This window comes from Paraburkholderia sp. BL23I1N1 (assembly GCF_003610295.1).
GTDB lineage: Bacteria > Pseudomonadota > Gammaproteobacteria > Burkholderiales > Burkholderiaceae > Paraburkholderia.
On sequence record NZ_RAPV01000001.1, the window covers coordinates 6,334,777 to 6,352,426 of the forward strand.

The 17,650-nt window shown below is 62.4% G+C and carries 11 protein-coding genes; 9 read left to right on the forward strand and 2 right to left on the reverse strand.

Annotated elements, in window-relative coordinates; translation table 11 throughout:
* Window positions 1-55: 55 nt before the first annotated feature.
* Window positions 56-2,755, reverse strand: a complete 2,700-nt coding sequence (locus B0G76_RS29710) for a LuxR C-terminal-related transcriptional regulator (RefSeq protein ID WP_120295634.1) — start codon at window positions 2,753-2,755, stop codon at window positions 56-58.
* Between the two features lie 235 nt (window positions 2,756-2,990).
* On the opposite strand from B0G76_RS29710, the gene B0G76_RS29715 reads away from it, so the two are divergent.
* The 9 genes from B0G76_RS29715 (at window position 2,991) to B0G76_RS29755 (ending at window position 16,537) form a co-directional block, all read left to right on the forward strand.
* Window positions 2,991-3,953, forward strand: a complete 963-nt coding sequence (locus B0G76_RS29715) for a hemerythrin domain-containing protein (RefSeq protein WP_120295635.1) — start codon at window positions 2,991-2,993, stop codon at window positions 3,951-3,953.
* 37 nt (window positions 3,954-3,990) lie between these two features.
* Window positions 3,991-4,365, forward strand: a complete 375-nt coding sequence (locus tag B0G76_RS29720) for a BON domain-containing protein (RefSeq protein ID WP_120295636.1) — start codon at window positions 3,991-3,993, stop codon at window positions 4,363-4,365.
* 490 nt (window positions 4,366-4,855) lie between these two features.
* Window positions 4,856-5,857 (forward strand): AraC family transcriptional regulator, encoded by a 1,002-nt coding sequence (locus tag B0G76_RS29725; RefSeq protein WP_120295637.1) that lies wholly within the window; start codon window positions 4,856-4,858, stop codon window positions 5,855-5,857.
* 246 nt (window positions 5,858-6,103) lie between these two features.
* Window positions 6,104-7,906 (forward strand): acyl-CoA dehydrogenase, encoded by a 1,803-nt coding sequence (locus tag B0G76_RS29730; protein WP_120295638.1) that lies wholly within the window; start codon window positions 6,104-6,106, stop codon window positions 7,904-7,906.
* 16 nt (window positions 7,907-7,922) lie between these two features.
* Window positions 7,923-9,596, forward strand: a complete 1,674-nt coding sequence (locus B0G76_RS29735) for an electron transfer flavoprotein-ubiquinone oxidoreductase (RefSeq protein ID WP_120295639.1) — start codon at window positions 7,923-7,925, stop codon at window positions 9,594-9,596.
* Window positions 9,597-9,658: 62 nt separating this feature from the next.
* Window positions 9,659-10,846 (forward strand): beta-ketothiolase BktB, encoded by a 1,188-nt coding sequence (gene bktB, locus B0G76_RS29740; protein ID WP_120295640.1) that lies wholly within the window; start codon window positions 9,659-9,661, stop codon window positions 10,844-10,846.
* Between the two features lie 189 nt (window positions 10,847-11,035).
* The gene (locus B0G76_RS29745; RefSeq protein WP_259460763.1) at window positions 11,036-13,699 is read left to right on the forward strand and encodes a LuxR C-terminal-related transcriptional regulator; all 2,664 of its coding nucleotides are present in this window, start codon (window positions 11,036-11,038) and stop codon (window positions 13,697-13,699) included.
* Between the two features lie 320 nt (window positions 13,700-14,019).
* Window positions 14,020-15,204, forward strand: coding sequence for a porin (locus B0G76_RS29750; RefSeq protein WP_120295641.1), 1,185 nt, complete (start codon window positions 14,020-14,022; stop codon window positions 15,202-15,204).
* 121 nt (window positions 15,205-15,325) lie between these two features.
* Window positions 15,326-16,537 carry a methyl-accepting chemotaxis protein gene (locus tag B0G76_RS29755; protein WP_120295642.1) on the forward strand — a complete coding sequence of 404 codons (1,212 nt, stop codon included), beginning with the start codon at window positions 15,326-15,328 and terminating at the stop codon, window positions 16,535-16,537.
* A 75-nt stretch (window positions 16,538-16,612) separates the two neighbouring features.
* Here B0G76_RS29755 and B0G76_RS29760 read toward each other — a convergent pair whose 3' ends face one another.
* On the reverse strand, window positions 16,613-17,551 hold the full coding sequence (locus tag B0G76_RS29760) for a LysR family transcriptional regulator (protein ID WP_120295643.1): 939 nt from the start codon (window positions 17,549-17,551) through the stop codon (window positions 16,613-16,615).
* Between the last annotated feature and the right edge of the window lie 99 nt (window positions 17,552-17,650).

Below are 17,650 nucleotides of genomic sequence, written 5' to 3' on the forward strand. Positions count from 1 at the left end.
CCTCCCAAAGCGGGAGGGGCGGAAGATCAAAGTGAACGGCACAGCGCGCGCCAACTCATGCGCCTTCGAGCAAACCCAGCACCAACGCTCGTCGAACAGCATGCTTGCGTGAACCGGCGTCGAGCTTGCCAAAGAGATTCTTGAGGTGCCACTTCACCGTGCCCTCTCCCACCGCGGCCGCAACCGCGATCTCCTTGTTCGACATATTTCTCGCCAGTAGCTCCAGGATCTCGCGCTCTTTGGGCGTGAGCACAACGCTCGGCACCGCCCGCGGCACCGTGGCCTGACGGCCCAACGGCGGCACGGCGATGCGAGCCGCCGCAATCGCGCGGGTGGCTTCGCCGGAATCAGGCTGCTCGTCGCTGACTCTCCGCGCCCAGTCCGCGAGAGCAGGATGGGCGTCGGCCAGAGTGCGAGTCAAACGGAACGTTTGCGCGAGGTTCATCGCCTCGCGAAGCAGCGCCAGCCCGTTCGCGCCGGACTGCTCCAGCGCGAATGCGCGCATCGCCATGATTTCGATCTGGTATCGACCGAGCTTCATCGCCTCGGCGGCAACGCCTGCCGTCGCGAGGTCGTCGAGAGCCTGCTGCCAGCGTCGCGATGCAATGGCAGCACCGGCATGCGCCAGGCCGACCAGCAACCCGACCGACTGTCTCCACAGCGGCCCCTTGCCCGGCTCCTCCTCGGCCACCATGTTGTCGATACGCCGCACCAGGGCGTCGCACATTTGCGTGCGATACCGGCCGGCATGAATACGCACCTGTTCAGCCAGGCTCGCGATACACAGGCGCGGCAGGCGCCGGCTCACCCCCATGGCGTGCATGGCCTCGAGGAGATCGAGGGCCCGGTGTTCGCTGCCTTTGACCGCGGCGATGCGCGCCGCCGTGCGGTAGGCGAGCAACACGGTGTCCGGCGTGCCGCCCCGCTCCAGAATGTCCAGCCGGTTGGCCAGCAACGCGGCGGCCTCGTCGACACGATCGGCTTCGTAGCTGAGCGCGGCGCATGCCGCGGCAAACATGCACGAGAGCGGATGACGGCGGCCAAGGTCCGCTTCCGCGCTCGCCAGTGCCGGACGGAGCACCTCCTCGGCAAGCACGAATTGTCCTTCCCATACGTAGCTGATGCCGACAAAGTGATCGCCCCAGCGCACCACGTAGCCGATCCCTTTGCCGACTTCGGCCCGCTCGACCGCCGACTGGAACCGGCGCGCCTGCGCGGGCTGTCCGAGGAGAATCGCGCGTGCGGCGAGGCGGTTCGCGTGAACCTGGGCGAGCCAGGTATCGCCGGCGGGAACGAACGACACCCAGGGCGTGAACAGGTCCACGAACCGGTCGATCTCATCGGCGTAATAGGCGGCGGCGGAGAGGATGAGCGCGCATTCGTAGCGCAGTTGCGCTTCGGCATTCGGACTGGCAAGAACGCGCTGCACCTGCAGTTCCGCTTCCTTGTGCCGTTCGCCAAGCGCCAATGCCCAGGCCGCTGCCAGCAACAAACGCGGACGCCGCTCGACTTCATCCGCCGGTAGCAGATCGAGCCATTCGAGAACCGCGCTCAGGCGTCCCTCCTTGACGGCGTCAAGCAGGCAACGCTCCGCCAGCTCGTAGGCGGTCTGGTGCTGACCTGCGGCGTGAGCATGCCGGGCTGCCTGTTCAATCATGCCCTGCCCGTTCAGCCAGGCGGCAGCACGGCCATGCAGCGCGTCCCGTTCAGCGGCGGGCACATTCGCGAGGCGGCCATGCAGCACGTCGCGTACGAGCGTATGAAGCCAGCACCAGGCGCCGTCCTCCGCGGTAACGAACACGGGCGTTTCGCGAACGAGCCGCGCCAGCCGCTCCGGCGCCTGCGGGTCGCCGGTCAATGCCTGGCAGAGTTCCGGGTGCAGCGAATCCAGCAGACTGGTGTGGGTCAGGAAATCGGTATCTTCCGGCGAAAGCTCCGCGATCAACGTCCCGACGAGGTGTTCACGCAGTCCGCCCTGATTGGCCGCCATGGTCTCCACGACCTTGCGGGGATCCGGGGCGCGCGCCATGGCCGCCATCGCAAGCTGCAGCCCGAGCGGCCAGCCGTCCGTCAGTTCGAACAGCCTCGCGCACGCGTCGGCGTCGAAACGCGATCCGAACCGGTTGGCGATCAGTCCAATCGTCTCTTCAAGACGAAAGCGCAGCATCTCGGGATCGACCAGAATGCATTGCCCGTAGGCAAGCAGATCGGCCACGGCCGCATCCACGCTGCGGCGCGCCGCGACGGCCACGCGAAGATTCTGCGGCGCATTGTGCAAGACATAAATCAGCGCGGCGAGGCCGGGCTCGGGTAGACGGTCGGCCTCGTCGACGATCAACAGAACATCCAGAGAAAACTGTGCGACTTCCGCGAGCCAGGCGGTCACGCCATCCAGTTCGCCGACCGATCCCATGGCGCCGTCGAGCAGCACGCGTCCGAAAGCGGGACGGGCGCAACCTGCCCGCATGGCATGGACGAGTCCCTGGAGGAGCCGCTGCGGGTCATCGCGCTCATCCACCGAAAGGAAGGCGACCGCGGCACCGCGCGCGAGGTATTCCCGGCGCCATTGAGCCAGCAAAGAGGTCTTGCCGTATCCCGCCGGCGCCTGCACGAGGGCGACCGATTGCTCGCCGAAGTGCAGCGCGTGCGCGGCCAGCCGGTCGCGAACCAGCAAATGGGCCGGCGCGCGCGGCGCGATGGTCTTCAGGACAAGCCCGGTGGCTACGCTACCGGCGCCTGGAGGGGTTGATGCCATCTTGCGAGGCCTGTCGAGACTCCTGCCGGCCATAACGGGCTGCCGCAGGGAGCGAATTAGGGGAAGGTTGAAGCGTACCACCCGAACACCCGACGCCCCCTCCCTTCGTGGGAGGGGTAAGCGAATCGACCGCGGACTAAGATGCGTTCGAACAGACCTCCAGGGCGCGGCCAGCTGGTGAGTTTCAAGCCGGTCGGAAGGACCTGCGCACGTCGAATGCAGCACAAGGGATACCATGTATCGACACTTTCTCGTCCCTGTGGGCGACATTGATTCATGCATCGAAGCAACCGGTCACGCCATCGCGTTTGCCCAGTCGATGGGTGCCCGCATCACCTTTCTGCCCATCCTGTATCAACAAGCTTCCACGCTGCAGCACGAAGACTCGCGCGAACCGGGTATGGCCGATGCCGCCCAGAGCGCATGCGACGCCAGGGAGCGCGCATTGGAACTGCTGGCGCGGGCCGAGGCAGCGGCGCGCGCGCAGGGCGTACCGTATTCGTCCGTCGCCGCCAGCGGCGAAACGCCGTTCGACAGTATCGTCGCGGCGGCAGTCAAATTTGAGTGCGATCTGATTTGCATCGCGCCGGGCCAGTGGCTGGCCGAGGCGGACGACGTCGTCGTTGCGCCGTCCGATGGTTCTGATGCGGGTAACGTGGCTGTCCTGATCGGTGCAGCCGATCGTCGACCGGCGACCTCGCGCGCAATCGGCGTACTTCTCGACCAGCACCGCACCATCGCCGACACCGTCCACGCGCTGCTGGACTGCGTCCGCATCGCCCGAGCGGCCGGCCAGCAGCCCGAGCCGATATTCATGCGTGAGGCGCTCGAACGCCTGCGCGATCTTCAGGTGCGCCGGCATCGGCTTAAAGAAGATGTCCGGTTTTTTCAGCGGCTGCGCGAATGCACGTCCGTTGCGGACGCTGAACTTGATGAACTCGAATGCCAGCATCAGCGCGACGAGCAACTGCTGTATGCACTGGCCGAACTCGTCGAACGTGATGCGGAACCGGGCGTTCCAATTGGGCGACTCGAACAGGCTCTCGACGTTTATGCGCAATTTACGTGGGAGCATCTGGGGCGGGAAGAAGGCGTGGTATTGCCGGCTGCACGGCGCTATTTGCGCGACGAGGACTGGAACGAAATCGCAACGGCATTCGACGCAACGGCTGCGGATTGGGCCACGCCGAAAAAATGATGGGCTGTGCTATCGATAACAAACTGGAGACACAACGATGAAAAAAGCAGATGTAATCAAACTGGCGGCGAGCGGAATGATCGCCCTGATGTCTATCAGCGCGTGGGCTCAGCCTGGCGGGGCAAGCGCGGCTTCAACCGGATCCGCAAAAGCGGCATCGGCGGGAGACGATGCCAAAGCCGCTAAACGCGCGAATCGCGAACTGGCCAGGCAGGTTCGCACGGCTATTGTCAAAGAGAAGAGCATCAACGCCGCAAACATCAGCGTGCGAGCGAAAAGCGGCGCGGTCACCCTTTATGGAACCGTGCCGGCAGCGTCTCAGATCGACGCAGCGGGCGCAGTGGCTAAAGCAGTGCCTGGTGTGACGTCGGTCAAGAATCAGATCGTGATTCAGAAGACCTTCGACCAGTAATCGCCTTGCGGGGAATACGCATTGGGTCCGCGGAATTGAAACCATTCCGTGGACTTTCGCGATGCCTCCCTCCCCATGGCACGGGGCGATGTTACTTGCATACCTCGCCTCGCGACACTGGCGCCAATGCGCCGTCGATCAAATTCACTTTTTTTGCTGATTATTATGGATTTCAAATCACTTGCATCTGATCCTGAACGGGACGAAGTCACGGCAAGCTCAAGTGCGACCAGCCTCCACTCCGTTGCAAAAGACAATCCCAAAGAAAACGCGCGGCAAACAGAAACGCCGGCCACCCGCGCGCCAAAAGCAAACTGGGCCTGGGCCGAAGGTTCCGGACACTTCGACTGGATGGACTGGCATACTCCCTCGACCCTCCTCCCATCCCTCGCTGACTTCGATCTGTAGGCGCACGAGGGCTTGTTACCGGGTCTGGACGGTGCCTTACAATGACACGCGCAACCGACATCAACGAGCCTCGTCAACGCCCATGCATTCGCCCAGCGCCACCGTCCCGATCTCACTCGTCAACGGTTTCCTTGCCGCTGCGGGCGCACGGCCGGGCGTGGTCGGCAAATACCTGAACGAGGCCAGCATCTCCCCTGCGCTCCTCGCCGAACCGGGCGCGCGAGTCACAGAGGAACAGTTTTCCACCTTATACCGCGCCCTCGCGATTGAATTCGACGATGAAATGCCGGGCATCTTCGCCCGCCCGTTGCGCAGCGGCACCCTGAAATTCCTTTGCCTGAGCCTGCTCGATGCGCCCAACCTTGAAATTGCCATGCATCGGTTCGGGCAGTTCTTTCACATCGTTCTCGATGACTTCAGGTTCGAATCGCGCCGGGACGGTTTGATCGCGTGCGTTGCCCTTCATCCTGATCCATCGTCAACGGTCAGCATGCTTGGGCAGCAGCTCATGCTCAAGCTCGCTCACGGCGTGGCATCGTGGCTGATCGGTCAGAAGATCCCCTTGCTGCAGGTCGAATTCGCGTTTTCCTGCCCACCGCACACGGTGGATCATCTGTACCTGTTTCCCGGCCCGGTTCATTTCGACTGCCAGCAAACGCAGATGCGCTTCAGCGCCGTGTATTTCGACATGCCCATTCGCCAGCGCAAGACGAATTTACGCAAGTTTCTCGCCCGGGCGCCCGAGGACTGGATCTTTGTTTCCTTTAGCGAGCAGCTCATCAGCCATCGCATCCGGCAGTACCTCGCATCCTGTTTGCCGGACGTGCCGACCGTTGAAGACGCCGCGCGAAGTCTTCACTGCTCGGTCCGCACCTTGTGCCGCCGCCTCGCCGGCGAGGAAACCGCATTTCAGACGCTGAAGGACGAATTGCGGCGTGACATCGCGATCCAGCGTCTCACCGGCACTAGCGACCCGATCGCCGCGATCGCGGGCGATGTCGGCTTTGACGACCCCACTGCGTTTCATCGGGCCTTCCGGCACTGGACCGGCAGCACGCCTGGCGAGTATCGCCGCCACCCCTGAGCGCGCCTGCTCGCTTCGCCGGGCCATCGAACGGCAACCGGATCCGCTGACCCGCGCGATCGGGTAAACGCGGGGCGGCGCCCCTCCGCTTCGTCAGTCGTGGCCGATTTTGTCAATAGATGGGCCGATTTAGGTAGCCGATTCTCGTCCGATCGGGACTACGATCGGCTCAACTGTTATCGCGCCGGGCCACCAAGTCTGCCCTGCCCGCGTCCCCTTTCTTAGATCGCCTTTCTGGAATCCATCATGAGCTATACGGCGCCCGTCAAGGACATGCTGTTTGTCATCAATGAACTTGCCCACCTCGATCGCGTGTCGGCGCTCGCCGGTTTCGAAGACGCTACGGCCGACACCGCGCAGGCGGTGCTCGACGAAGCGGCGAAGTTCAATGCGGACGTGATCGCACCGTTGAATTTCGAAGGCGATAAAAATCCGAGCACCTGGCGCGACGGCGAGGTGTACGCCACGCCGGGCTTCAAGGACGCCTTCCGCCAGTTTGCCGAAGGCGGCTGGCAAGGCGTCGTGCATCCCGTCGAATACGGTGGCCAGGGCTTGCCTAAACTGCTGGCGACACCGTGCATCGAGATGCTGAATGCAGCAAACCTCTCGCTTGCCCTGTGCCCGCTGTTGACCGACGGCGCGATCGAGGCGCTCCTGACAGCCGGCACTGAAGCACAGAAGCAGGCCTATGTGCCAAAGCTGATCTCCGGCGAGTGGACCGGCACGATGAACCTGACCGAACCGCAAGCCGGCTCCGATCTCGCGCTGGTACGCACACGCGCCGAGCCGCAAGGCGACGGCTCCTTCAAGCTGTTCGGCACCAAGATCTTTATCACGTGGGGCGAGCACGACATGGCGGACAACATCGTCCATCTCGTGCTGGCTCGTACACCCGATGCGCCCGAGGGCGTCAAGGGCATCTCCCTCTTTGCCGTACCGAAGTTTCTCGTCAACGAAGATGGCTCGTTGGGCGAGCGCAACGACGTACACTGCGTCTCGATCGAACACAAGCTCGGCATCAAGGCGAGCCCGACCGCGGTGCTGCAATTCGGCGACCATGGTGGCGCAATCGGTCATCTGATCGGCGAAGAGAATCGCGGCCTCGAATACATGTTCATCATGATGAACGCGGCCCGCTTTGGCGTGGGTGTGCAGGGTATCGCCGTTGCTGAACGCGCGTATCAGCAGGCCGTAGCCTACGCAAAGGATCGCGTGCAAAGCCGCCCGGTGGATGGCTCGGCGAAGCAATCGGTCACGATCATCCAGCACCCGGACGTGCGCCGCATGCTGTCGACCATGCGCGCGCTAACCGAGGGTGCGCGTGCGCTCGCCTACGTCGCAGCCGCGCATAGCGACATCGCGCATCGCCACGCGGACGAAGCCGTGCGCGCGGAACATCAGGCGATCTACGAATTTCTCGTGCCGGTTGTGAAAGGCTGGAGCACGGAAAACTCGATCGAAGTGGCCAGCCTGGGCGTGCAGGTTCACGGCGGTATGGGCTTTATCGAGGAGACAGGCGCAGCCCAGTACTATCGCGACGCCCGCATCCTGACGATCTACGAAGGCACCACGGCCATTCAGGCGAACGATCTGATCGGGCGCAAAACCTTGCGCGACGGCGGTGCGGTGGCGAAGACCATCCTCGCCCAGATCGATCGAACGCTGGCAGAACTGCAAGACTGTGCTTCGTTCTCCGCAAGTCCTGCGTTCCAGTCGCTGCATAAGCGGCTCACGACAGGCCGCGACGCTCTCGCGAACGTAGTGGCATTCATGCTCGCCAATGCCAAAAGCGATCCGAATGCGGTATTTGCCGGTGGCGTGCCTTACCTGAAGCTGGCCGGCATCGTACTGGCAGGCTGGCAATTTGCACGCGCCCTGCTGGTGGCTGCTAAGAAACACACTGAAGACAAATCGTTCTACGACTCGAAGATCGCAACGGCTCACTTCTTTGCCGATCACATCCTGCCCCAGGCCGTCGCGCTTGAGGCCTCCATTGTCAGCGCGAAGAACAACGAAGGCATGTTGGCGCTGAGCGAAGATCAGTTCTAGGAAGAGGCATCGCATCGTGACAGACGCAAGTCTCATTGAGCAATACGGTCCACGCGAGTCGATGGAATACGACGTCGTGATCGTCGGCGGCGGCCCGGCAGGCCTCGCCGCAGCGATCCGCCTGAAGCAGCTGGCGGCTGAACAAGGCGCTGAAACAAGCGTGTGCGTACTGGAAAAAGGCTCGGAGATCGGGGCGCATATCCTGTCGGGCGCGGTGATGGATCCGCGCGCGATCACCGAACTGATCCCCGACTGGAAGGAAAAAGGCGCGCCGCTGACGGTCGACGTGACCGAAGACAGGTTCCTCTTCCTCACCGAAACCGGCTCGAAGAGCGTGCCGACCTGGGCGTTGCCGGACAACTTCAAGAACCACGGCAACTATGTGATCAGCCTCGCGAATGTCACGCGCTGGCTGGGTCAGCAGGCGGAAGCCCTGGGCGTCGAAATCTTCCCGGGCTTTCCGGCTGCCGAGATTCTGTACAACGACGATGGCTCGGTTAAAGGCGTCGCCACCGGCAATCTGGGTATCGGCAAGGACGGCGAGCCGACCGAAAACTTCCAGCTCGGCATGGAGTTGCACGCGAAGTACACGCTCTTCTGCGAAGGCGCGCGTGGGCACCTCGGCCGTCAACTAAACGACAGATTCAAGCTGCGCGACGGCGTCGATCCGCAGGTGTACGGCATCGGCATCAAGGAACTGTGGGAAATCGATCCGTCGAAGCACAAGCCGGGTCTGGTGATGCACACCGCCGGCTGGCCGCTGGAAAACGACACCTACGGCGGTTCGTTCCTCTATCACATGGACAACAACCAGGTGGTGGTGGGCTTCGTGGTAGGCCTCGGCTACACGAACCCGTACCTGTCGCCCTTCGAGGAATTCCAGCGCTACAAGACGCATCCGGCGATCCGCGCGGTGCTCGAAGGCGGCAAGCGGGTGTCGTACGGCGCGCGGGCGATTACCGCGGGCGGCCTGATGTCGCTGCCGAAGCTGGTGTTCCCGGGTGGCGCGCTGGTGGGCGACGATGCGGGCTTCCTGAACGCATCTCGGATCAAGGGTTCGCACGCGGCGATCAAGACCGGGATGCTGGCGGCCGAAGTGGCATTCGACGCGGTGCAGGCGGGACGCACCAGCGATGAACTCACGGCCTATCCGGAGTCATTCAAGACCTCGTGGCTGCACACCGAACTGCATCGTGCGCGCAATTTCAAGCAGTGGATGAGCAAGGGTCTGTACCTCGGCACGCTGATGGTGGGCATTGAGCAGAAGCTGCTGGGCGGCAACGTGCCCTGGACGCTGCATCACCAGCATTCCGATCACGAGATGCTGAAACCCGCTTCGCAGAGCAAACAGATTGTCTATCCGAAGCCGGATGGCAAGCTGACGTTTGACCGGCTCTCCTCCGTGTTCATCTCGAACACCAACCATGAAGAGAATCAGCCGGCTCATCTGACACTGAAAGATCCGTCGGTGCCGGTGAGCGTGAACTGGCAGACGTACGCCGGTCCGGAGTCACGCTATTGCCCGGCTGCGGTGTACGAGTTCGTGAAGAACGACGACGGCAGCGAGCGGCTGGTGATCAACGCGCAGAACTGCGTGCACTGCAAGACCTGCGATATCAAGGATCCGACGCAGAACATCGTGTGGGTCACGCCCGAGGGCGGTGGTGGGCCGAACTATTCAAACATGTGATTCGATAAGCGGCGGCATCGAAAACGATGCCTGCATGCGCCATCTAAATCAAGGAGTGCAACGTGCAAAGAGAAGTCGTTATTGTGAGTGGTGTGCGCACCGCCATTGGCAAGTTCGGTGGAAGCCTGAAAGACGTACCGCCAACGGAGCTTGCAGCACTGGTAGTGCGCGAGGTATTGGCGCGGGCCCAGCTTGCCGGCGACCAGGTGGGACACGTTGTTTTCGGCAATGTCATTGCGACCGAACCCAAAGACATGTACATGGCGCGTGTGGCCGCCATTAACGGCGGTGTCTCCGAGGCAGCGCCGGCACTAACCGTGAACCGCCTGTGCGGTTCCGGATTGCAGGCCATCATCTCCGCCGCGCAAACCATTCTGCTCGGTGACGCCGACGTCGCCATTGGCGGCGGCGCGGAAAACATGAGCCGCGCGCCTTACGTGACACCCGACACACGCTTTGGCGTACGAATGGGTGATGCACGTCTGATCGACATGATGCTGGGCGCGCTGAACGACCCCTTCCATACGGTTCCGATGGGGATCACCGCAGAAAATGTCGCCCAGAAATATGGCATCACGCGCGAGCAGCAGGATGCATTGGCGGTGGAATCGCACCGTCGGGCAGCGCGCGCGATCGCCGAAGGGCGCTTCAAGGAGCAGATCGTTCCTGTGGTGCGTCGAGTCAAGGGGAAAGACGTGTCGTTCGACACGGACGAACACGTGCGTCCGGACGTCTCCCTCGACGACCTTTCCGGTATGCGACCCGCTTTCCAGAAGACCGGTGGCACCGTGACGGCAGCCAACGCATCCGGTATCAATGACGCTGCCGCCGCCGTCCTGATGATGGAGCGCGGTGCTGCCGAACAACGCGGGCTCAAGCCGCTGGCCCGCCTCGTGTCCTACGCTCATGCCGGCGTGGATCCGCTCTACATGGGCATCGGTCCCGTGCCGGCCACGCGCATCGCGCTTGAACGCGCGGGCCTGGATATTCAGGACATCGACGTGATCGAGGCGAACGAAGCGTTCGCCGCGCAAGCCTGCGCCGTCGCCCAGGAGCTCAAGCTCGACGCCGACAAGGTAAATCCCAACGGGTCCGGCATTTCCCTGGGTCATCCGATCGGCGCAACGGGCGCGTTGATCACCGTCAAGGCTATCCACGAACTGAAGCGTATTAACGGCCGCTTCGCGCTGGTGACCATGTGCATCGGTGGCGGTCAGGGTATCGCGGCTATTTTCGAAAATCTTCAATAGTCGCAAAGAACCGGTTGACTGCCTGAGATCGAATTCGCGAGAACAGGCAGTCCCGTACCGCTGTCCCTTACCCCAATGAGTACTGCCAGCCGCAAACACTTTCCCGGCACCCCGCTCTATCTTTGACAGTGCGATCCCCCTGGGATAATCTGCCCCTCGCGAATGCGAAGCATCAAGGCGATCTTCACGATGGAACTCACCCTCAAGATCAGTCCACCGCGAACCTCGCGGCACATGCTTGCCCGCACGCGCCTGAGCTCGGGCAGCGAGCGCTTTCGTGACCGGCCAGTGGCGATCGTACAGGCACCGCCAGGCTTCGGCAAAACCTCGCTCCTGGTGCAATGGCGCCACGAGCATTTGATGCGGGGCTGCGTAGTCGCGTGGCTCTCGCTCGACGCACGCGACGGTCCGAGGCGTCTGTTCGTGGACCTGACGCTTGCCGTGCGCGCGGGCTCCGGGCGGGCAGCATTCGGCAAACACCTGCTCGAAGGCGGCGCGGCGCCCGATGCGCCGCTCGACGCGATCACGGCCTGGCTGGCCGAGGTCGCGCGCACGGCATTCGATATCGTTCTGATACTCGACGAAGTAGAAGCGCTTGCGCAGGCGAGCCACGAAGCGCTGGTTTACCTGTTCGAGCACCTGCCCGCCAATCTGCGCGTCGTACTTGCCTCGCGCGGCGGATACGACAGGCTTATCGCGCGCCTGATCCCCTATGGCCTGTGCACGGCGGTCGACGCCGCCACGCTTCGCTTTCGCCTCGACGAAACCCTCTCGCTGCTCGGCAATCGGTTTGGCACCGATGTCGATGCCGACACGAGCGCAAGATTGCACGACCTTACGGAGGGCTGGCCGCTCGGCCTGCAACTCGCGCTCGACACGATCGTCGATTCGCACGATCCGGTCGCGGGCATCCACGCTTTCGAGAGCAGCACCGGCGACGTCCCGAAACGGTTCGTGAATGCGCTTTTTGAGAGGCTCGACAGCGACGACACCCATTTCCTCACGCTCGTCTCGATCGTCGACCTGCTGCACGGGGACCTTTGCACTGCGCTCTCAGGATTTCCCGATGCAAGGCAACGGTTACAGCGCCTGGCGGCCGAGACCCCGCTTCTTTGCAACGCGCAGGGTCGCAGCGGTTGGTACCGGCTGCACGCCATGGCGCGCGAGGTGCTGCGCGAACGCCTCGCCGATCTACCTCACGACGGGCTGACTCGCTTGCATTTGTGTGCCATGCACTGGCTGGCCGACAATGGCATGACCGAGGCGGCAGCGCGGCACGCATTGGCGTGTGGCGAGGAGGAGACTGCCTATCGGCTCGCGCAACGAAGCCTGCATGAAGCCGTGACCCAGGGCCGCCTTGTTGACGTGGCCGGGTGGCACGAATGGCTGCCTGAAGCGGTGCTGGAACGGCATCCGCAATTGCGCCTCGCCATCGCATGGGCACTCGCCATGAGCGACCGGCACCAGGACGCCGAGGCACAAGCTCGAGCCATACTGGCGAGCACGCAGCCAGACGAGGCGACACGCTATGAAATCGATCTGATTCTAAGCGCCGCCGCGTATTTCGCCGACGATCCCGATCGCGCAGGATTCCTGATGGACAAATGGGGCGACACGTCTCCGGTAGGCGACGCGTGGCTGCAACAGGTACACGCAAACCGGCTTGCCGCTCGGGCGCTCATGAACGGCGATTACGCGGCGGCCCGTGGATTGCAGCGGCGCGCTCTGCATGGAAAAACCAGTGCCGCCTGTCGATACGTGAGTCAATGGCGTGACTACATGACCGGCCTCGGGTATCTGTTCGAAGGGCAAATGCTGCTAGCGGAACGCACACTGCGCCCGGCGCTCGAACGTGCCGACACGGAGCTGGGCCGGCGGCACCCGTTTTCCTGCATCATCGCCGCACTTCTCGCCACGACCCGATTCAAACGAGGCGACTTCGCGGAAGCGACGTCCATGCTCGCAAACCGCCTCGACGTGCTCGAACGCCGGGGCACGCCCGACGCCGTGATCCTCGCATACCGCACAGCGGCGCGCATCGCGGTCGCGGCGGGTATGGAGCACCGCGCCGTCGACCTGCTTGGCACGCTGGATGCCATCGGCGCCATGCGCGAGATGCCGAGGCTGCGCGTGGCAAGCTTGACGGAGCAGATCCGCTTGCACAGTGGCCGCTTCCGTTCCGCCACATGCCAGACACTTGTCCGGCAACTCGACCGAATCGTCGCGAGGCACGCGGTATCCGATGCGCCCGTTACACATCGCACCCTGGTCTTGCATCAGGAGATTAGCCACGCTTACGCGGCTATCGCCGCTCAGGACTGGCGTACGGCCGGGCACGCGCTCAGTCGCGCGCAACGGGGCGCCGAAGAGATCAGCCTTGGTGCGGCGCGCGTCGATATCATGACGTTGCGCGCCTTTGTTCTGGATCGCGCCGGGGAATCGGCTACCGCGCTGCTGCGTGAGGCCGTGTGCCTCGGAGCGGCGTGCGGGATGAAGCTGGTGCCTATCGACCTGCATCCCGCCATCGCTCTCTGGATAGACGCAGCCGACGGCGCAGTGCGCCTTGCTTCGTCTCCTGAACCGCCATTGTCGACCGTGACCACAACACCGGCGCCCGAGCGTCGTGATAGCCTGCGCGCGACCCCCAGCACGGCCTTGACACCGAAGGAGCGTCACGTGCTGGAACTGGTTACCCGCCACCTCACCAATAAAGAAATCGCACTCGCCATGGGGATTGGCCAGGAGAAGGTGAAGTGGCATCTGAAGAACCTCTTCATCAAGCTCGACGCAACGTCGCGCAAACAGATTGTTTGCCGGGCTCAGCTTATGGGCCTGCTGCAAGAAGCCGCCTGAGTAGCCCACACCACGCCTGAACGGCGAACGCGGATAGCGCGAAGGTTCCTGGCAACCAGGTTGTCACGCAGGTACAACACCCGATCGGATGGCACGGGCTCGTCGGCACGGCTTCATGGTCTTCGAACCGGCTGCGGATCTAGCTATAACGCATCGCCAGGCATTTGCGCCATAGCGGTATTCCTGAAAACCCGCCCCCCTTCCGTGAGGGGGACGCGGCTGCGGCTCGAGTACGTATGCTCTCGACCCAGATGCAACGTGGCCTCCATGACACCAGGCCGTGATGCCTCTCGTTAGAACAACGTTGCACAGGAGACCGCATGACCTTGAGAACCACCGGGCTGGTAGCATTTTTGGCATTTGCTGGTGCCGCACAGGCCCAATCATCCGTTACGCTGTACGGCACAGTCGACTCGGGCCTGCTCTGGCAGGATACCTCCGCATCAGGAGCCGCCCCCTTCCTCCCGAACAGCAAACTTAACCCGAACACCGGATCCGTGTTCCGGCTCAAGGACGGCGGCATCTACTCCAGCGTCTACGGCTTGAAGGGTACGGAGGACATCGGCGGCGGCTACACGGTCAACTTCCGGCTCCAGGGGTCGTTTGACAGTGGCACCGGCAAGTTCCAGCTAAGCGATACCGCGGGTACCCCTGCGCTGTTCAACCAGATTGCAGAAGTCGGCATATCGGGGGCCTTCGGCCGGATTGACGCGGGTCGGCAACTCGCTCCGATGGCTTACGCGTTTGCGGAAACAGACGTGCGCAACGCGCAGTTCTTCGGTAGCGTTCTGACCGCGTGGCTCACCATGAACACGGTGGGCGGGTGGCCTGGCAACAGCACGAATGGCCAGATCGGCGCACTGTATGACAGCAATGCGCTGGTCTACAATTCGCCATCGTTCTATGGCATATCAGCCGCGCTGGAATACGCACCGGGCGGCGTGGCCGGCCAGATCCAGGGCGGCACGCGTGAGTCGGCAGTGCTCAAGTATTCGAACTACGGTCTGACTGCCGCAGCTGTCTACTACAATGGACACGACGCCAGTCCCTATACCTATGCGGCGCCCACTACCGCGGCTCCTGCAACCGGCCTGAACAACAACCGCTTCGTCTACTTCGGCGCGAAGTACACGTGGCGCAACCTGTCCGTCTCCGGGTCCTTCAGCAACGGACGCAACCCGGCAAACGAGAACGGCACCCCCAAACTTTTCGCCGTATCGGGGGACTTCAACATGTGGACGGGTGGCATCGGGTATCGCTTCTCACCGGCGTTCGATATCACGTCGGGCGTCTACTACGTGAAGGACGAAAAGCACTCCCAAAACCAGTCGACCGCGTATGTGCTGGGCGCCGACTACAACCTGTCCAAGAGCACCATGCTTTATGCCGAGTTCGGCTACGTGTCGAACCGTGGCGCGATGAACCAGGAGCTTGTCTACGGTCAACCTACCGCAGTCGGCATGAACACCGCTGCCGGCATGCTCGGCATTCGTCACTCCTTCTAAAGCCGGCGCCCCGCGCGGTGCGCAGCATTGCCGTCGCGAGGCTGATCAGGAAGCCGGCTTCCGTGGCCGCCCCGCCGCGCGCGAGGCGGCATTTTTATGTCATTTCCGCACGTAAATTGCCGTGAACAAATTCCGCATCAAGACCCGATTGATCACACTTGTTGCTGTTCTGCTTGCGCTCGTGTTGCTGACCTCTGTCATGGGCACCATTCGCCTGCGGCAGGCCGATGCCTCGATCGAGACCATTTACAACGATCGCGTGGTTTGTCCTGATCAACTCAAAGGGGCCAATCCGCAGATCGAAGAGGCTCGGCACGAATACACCGAGGCGCATCACATGGTCAAACGGTTCATGGTGGTGAACGGGCTTGTGACAGAACTCACACTCTGTGCCGCTGTGCTGACTTGCTGGATGCTGATACGCTCGATTACAAACCCGCTTTCTGAAGCGGTAAAGATTGCGGAAACCGTAGCATCCGGCGACCTGACATCGACAATCTCCGTGACCGGACGCGATGAAACAAGCGAGTTGCTGACCGCCCTTAAGCATATGAACGATCGTCTGGTTGATATCGTGGGTGGAGTGCGCTCAAGCAGTGAGGCTATCGGGTCCGCCACGAAGCAGATCGCGGCAGGAAGCATTGACCTCTCCTCTCGCACAGAACAGCAGGCAGCCTCTCTCGAAGAAACGGCCGCCAGCATGGAGCAGCTAACAGGTACCGTCCGGCACAATGCCGACAATGCACGTCATGCGACTGCCCTGGCTGGCAACGCGTCTGACATTGCAGCCCGCGGTAACGAGGTCGTGGAGCGCGTGGTTGGAACAATGAGCGAGATCAGCGAGAGCTCCGCGCGGATCGCCGACATCATTGGAATAATCGAGGGCATCGCTTTCCAGACCAACATTCTCGCGCTCAACGCCGCGGTTGAAGCGGCACGCGCAGGTGAACAGGGGCGCGGTTTCGCGGTCGTTGCGCAGGAAGTTCGCGCGCTCGCTCAGCGCTCGTCCAGCGCCGCCAAGGAAATCAAGGAATTGATAGGCACGTCGGTTGTCCGCGTGGCAGCAGGCACCGGGCTTGTCGGCGAAGCCGGGCGCACAATGCAGGAGATCACTACAGCCGTGTCTCGTGTGACGGATATCATGAGCGAAATCGCAGCAGCATCGGACGAGCAGAGTAAGGGTATCGATCAGGTTGGACAGGCAGTCACGCAGATGGACGAAGTCACGCAGCAGAACGCCGCTCTCGTCGAAGAGGCAGCCGCAGCAGCACAATCATTGCAGGATCAGGCGCTCAAACTCAATGCGGCCGTAGCGGTCTTCAGCATGGTGTGAGGACAAAACAGGCCGCCACGCTAACCGATTCGTTGAACGCTATTTGCATGACAGCCCGTCAAGCGACGCGGAAACCTAGCGGCCTTTCATTGCCTGAATAAGCTGCTTCCAAAGCGCTTCGGCCGCGGGTGACAGGCGCCCGCCTACGCGTCTTATCACCTGGCTATTGAATTCACGCGCAATGGGATGGTCGATTTCCAGTGCCACAAGTTTTCCCGCTTCCAGATAAAGCCTGGCCGCATCCGTCGACATGAAAGCCACCCCTAGCCCAGCCGCTGCGATCGCCAGCGCGGCCGAGAGACGATCGCACCGATAGGACGGCGTCAGATTGAGTCGATCGGCACGGAGGATCGAGTCGACGTATTGTTGAACCTTGTAGTGGGCAGGCATGAAAATCAGGCGTTCGTCCTGTAACTGCCTGAAGTGGATCGTCCGTTTGGCCGCGAGCGGATGATGCGGACTCACCAGCGCGCAACACGGCGCCGCACGGAACGTGCGGGTCCGTATCGCCGGGTCGTTGCCGCCGCCCGTGCAGAGCCCCAGGTCTGCGTCGCCGTTGCGCACCATGGTGACGATTTCCGCCGTCGTGCCGCTGCGCAGTTCTATCATGATGTCGGGGAATTGAACGCTGAACGGTTCAAGCACGGTCGCAATCAGCGTCTCCATGCGCCCCTCTCCAACGCCAACGCCCAGCCGCCCACGTCGCAGTCCGCGATAGTCCTCCAGTTGGGCGAGCATCTGGGCGTCGCGCCGGCAACTCTCACGGTAATGCTCAACAAGGCCGAGGCCGACCTCGGTCAGCGCCACGCGCCGGCCACGCCGCTCAAGCATCGTGACGCCATGCTCGCGCTCAAGCTGCGACACCTGGCGGCTGATAACGGACGCGTTGATGCCCAGCGCGTCCGCTGCCGCACGCACGCCGCCGTGAATCTCAATCTCATGCAGATACCGCAAACTTCGGGTGCTCAGCGCGTTGGGGCCGTTCTCGCGAGGCTCATCTGAACCATTCTTCATATGAAAATATGTTGACATCGGAGTCAACATTATCTGCCTAATAACGTCATTGATCGTGAATTTTCGGGTTGGGATACTGGCTTGATCAAATCCACTCAT

Bases quoted from the DNA above. Each gene is read 5' to 3' on its own strand.
- B0G76_RS29710 (WP_120295634.1), bottom strand. From the start codon at position 2,755: ATGGCATCAACCCCTCCAGGCGCCGGTAGCGTAGCCACCGGGCTTGTC.
- B0G76_RS29715 (WP_120295635.1), top strand. From the start codon at position 2,991: ATGTATCGACACTTTCTCGTCCCTGTGGGCGACATTGATTCATGCATC.
- B0G76_RS29720 (WP_120295636.1), top strand. From the start codon at position 3,991: ATGAAAAAAGCAGATGTAATCAAACTGGCGGCGAGCGGAATGATCGCC.
- B0G76_RS29725 (WP_120295637.1), top strand. From the start codon at position 4,856: ATGCATTCGCCCAGCGCCACCGTCCCGATCTCACTCGTCAACGGTTTC.
- B0G76_RS29730 (WP_120295638.1), top strand. From the start codon at position 6,104: ATGAGCTATACGGCGCCCGTCAAGGACATGCTGTTTGTCATCAATGAA.
- B0G76_RS29745 (WP_259460763.1), top strand. From the start codon at position 11,036: ATGGAACTCACCCTCAAGATCAGTCCACCGCGAACCTCGCGGCACATG.
- B0G76_RS29750 (WP_120295641.1), top strand. From the start codon at position 14,020: ATGACCTTGAGAACCACCGGGCTGGTAGCATTTTTGGCATTTGCTGGT.
- B0G76_RS29760 (WP_120295643.1), bottom strand. From the start codon at position 17,551: ATGAAGAATGGTTCAGATGAGCCTCGCGAGAACGGCCCCAACGCGCTG.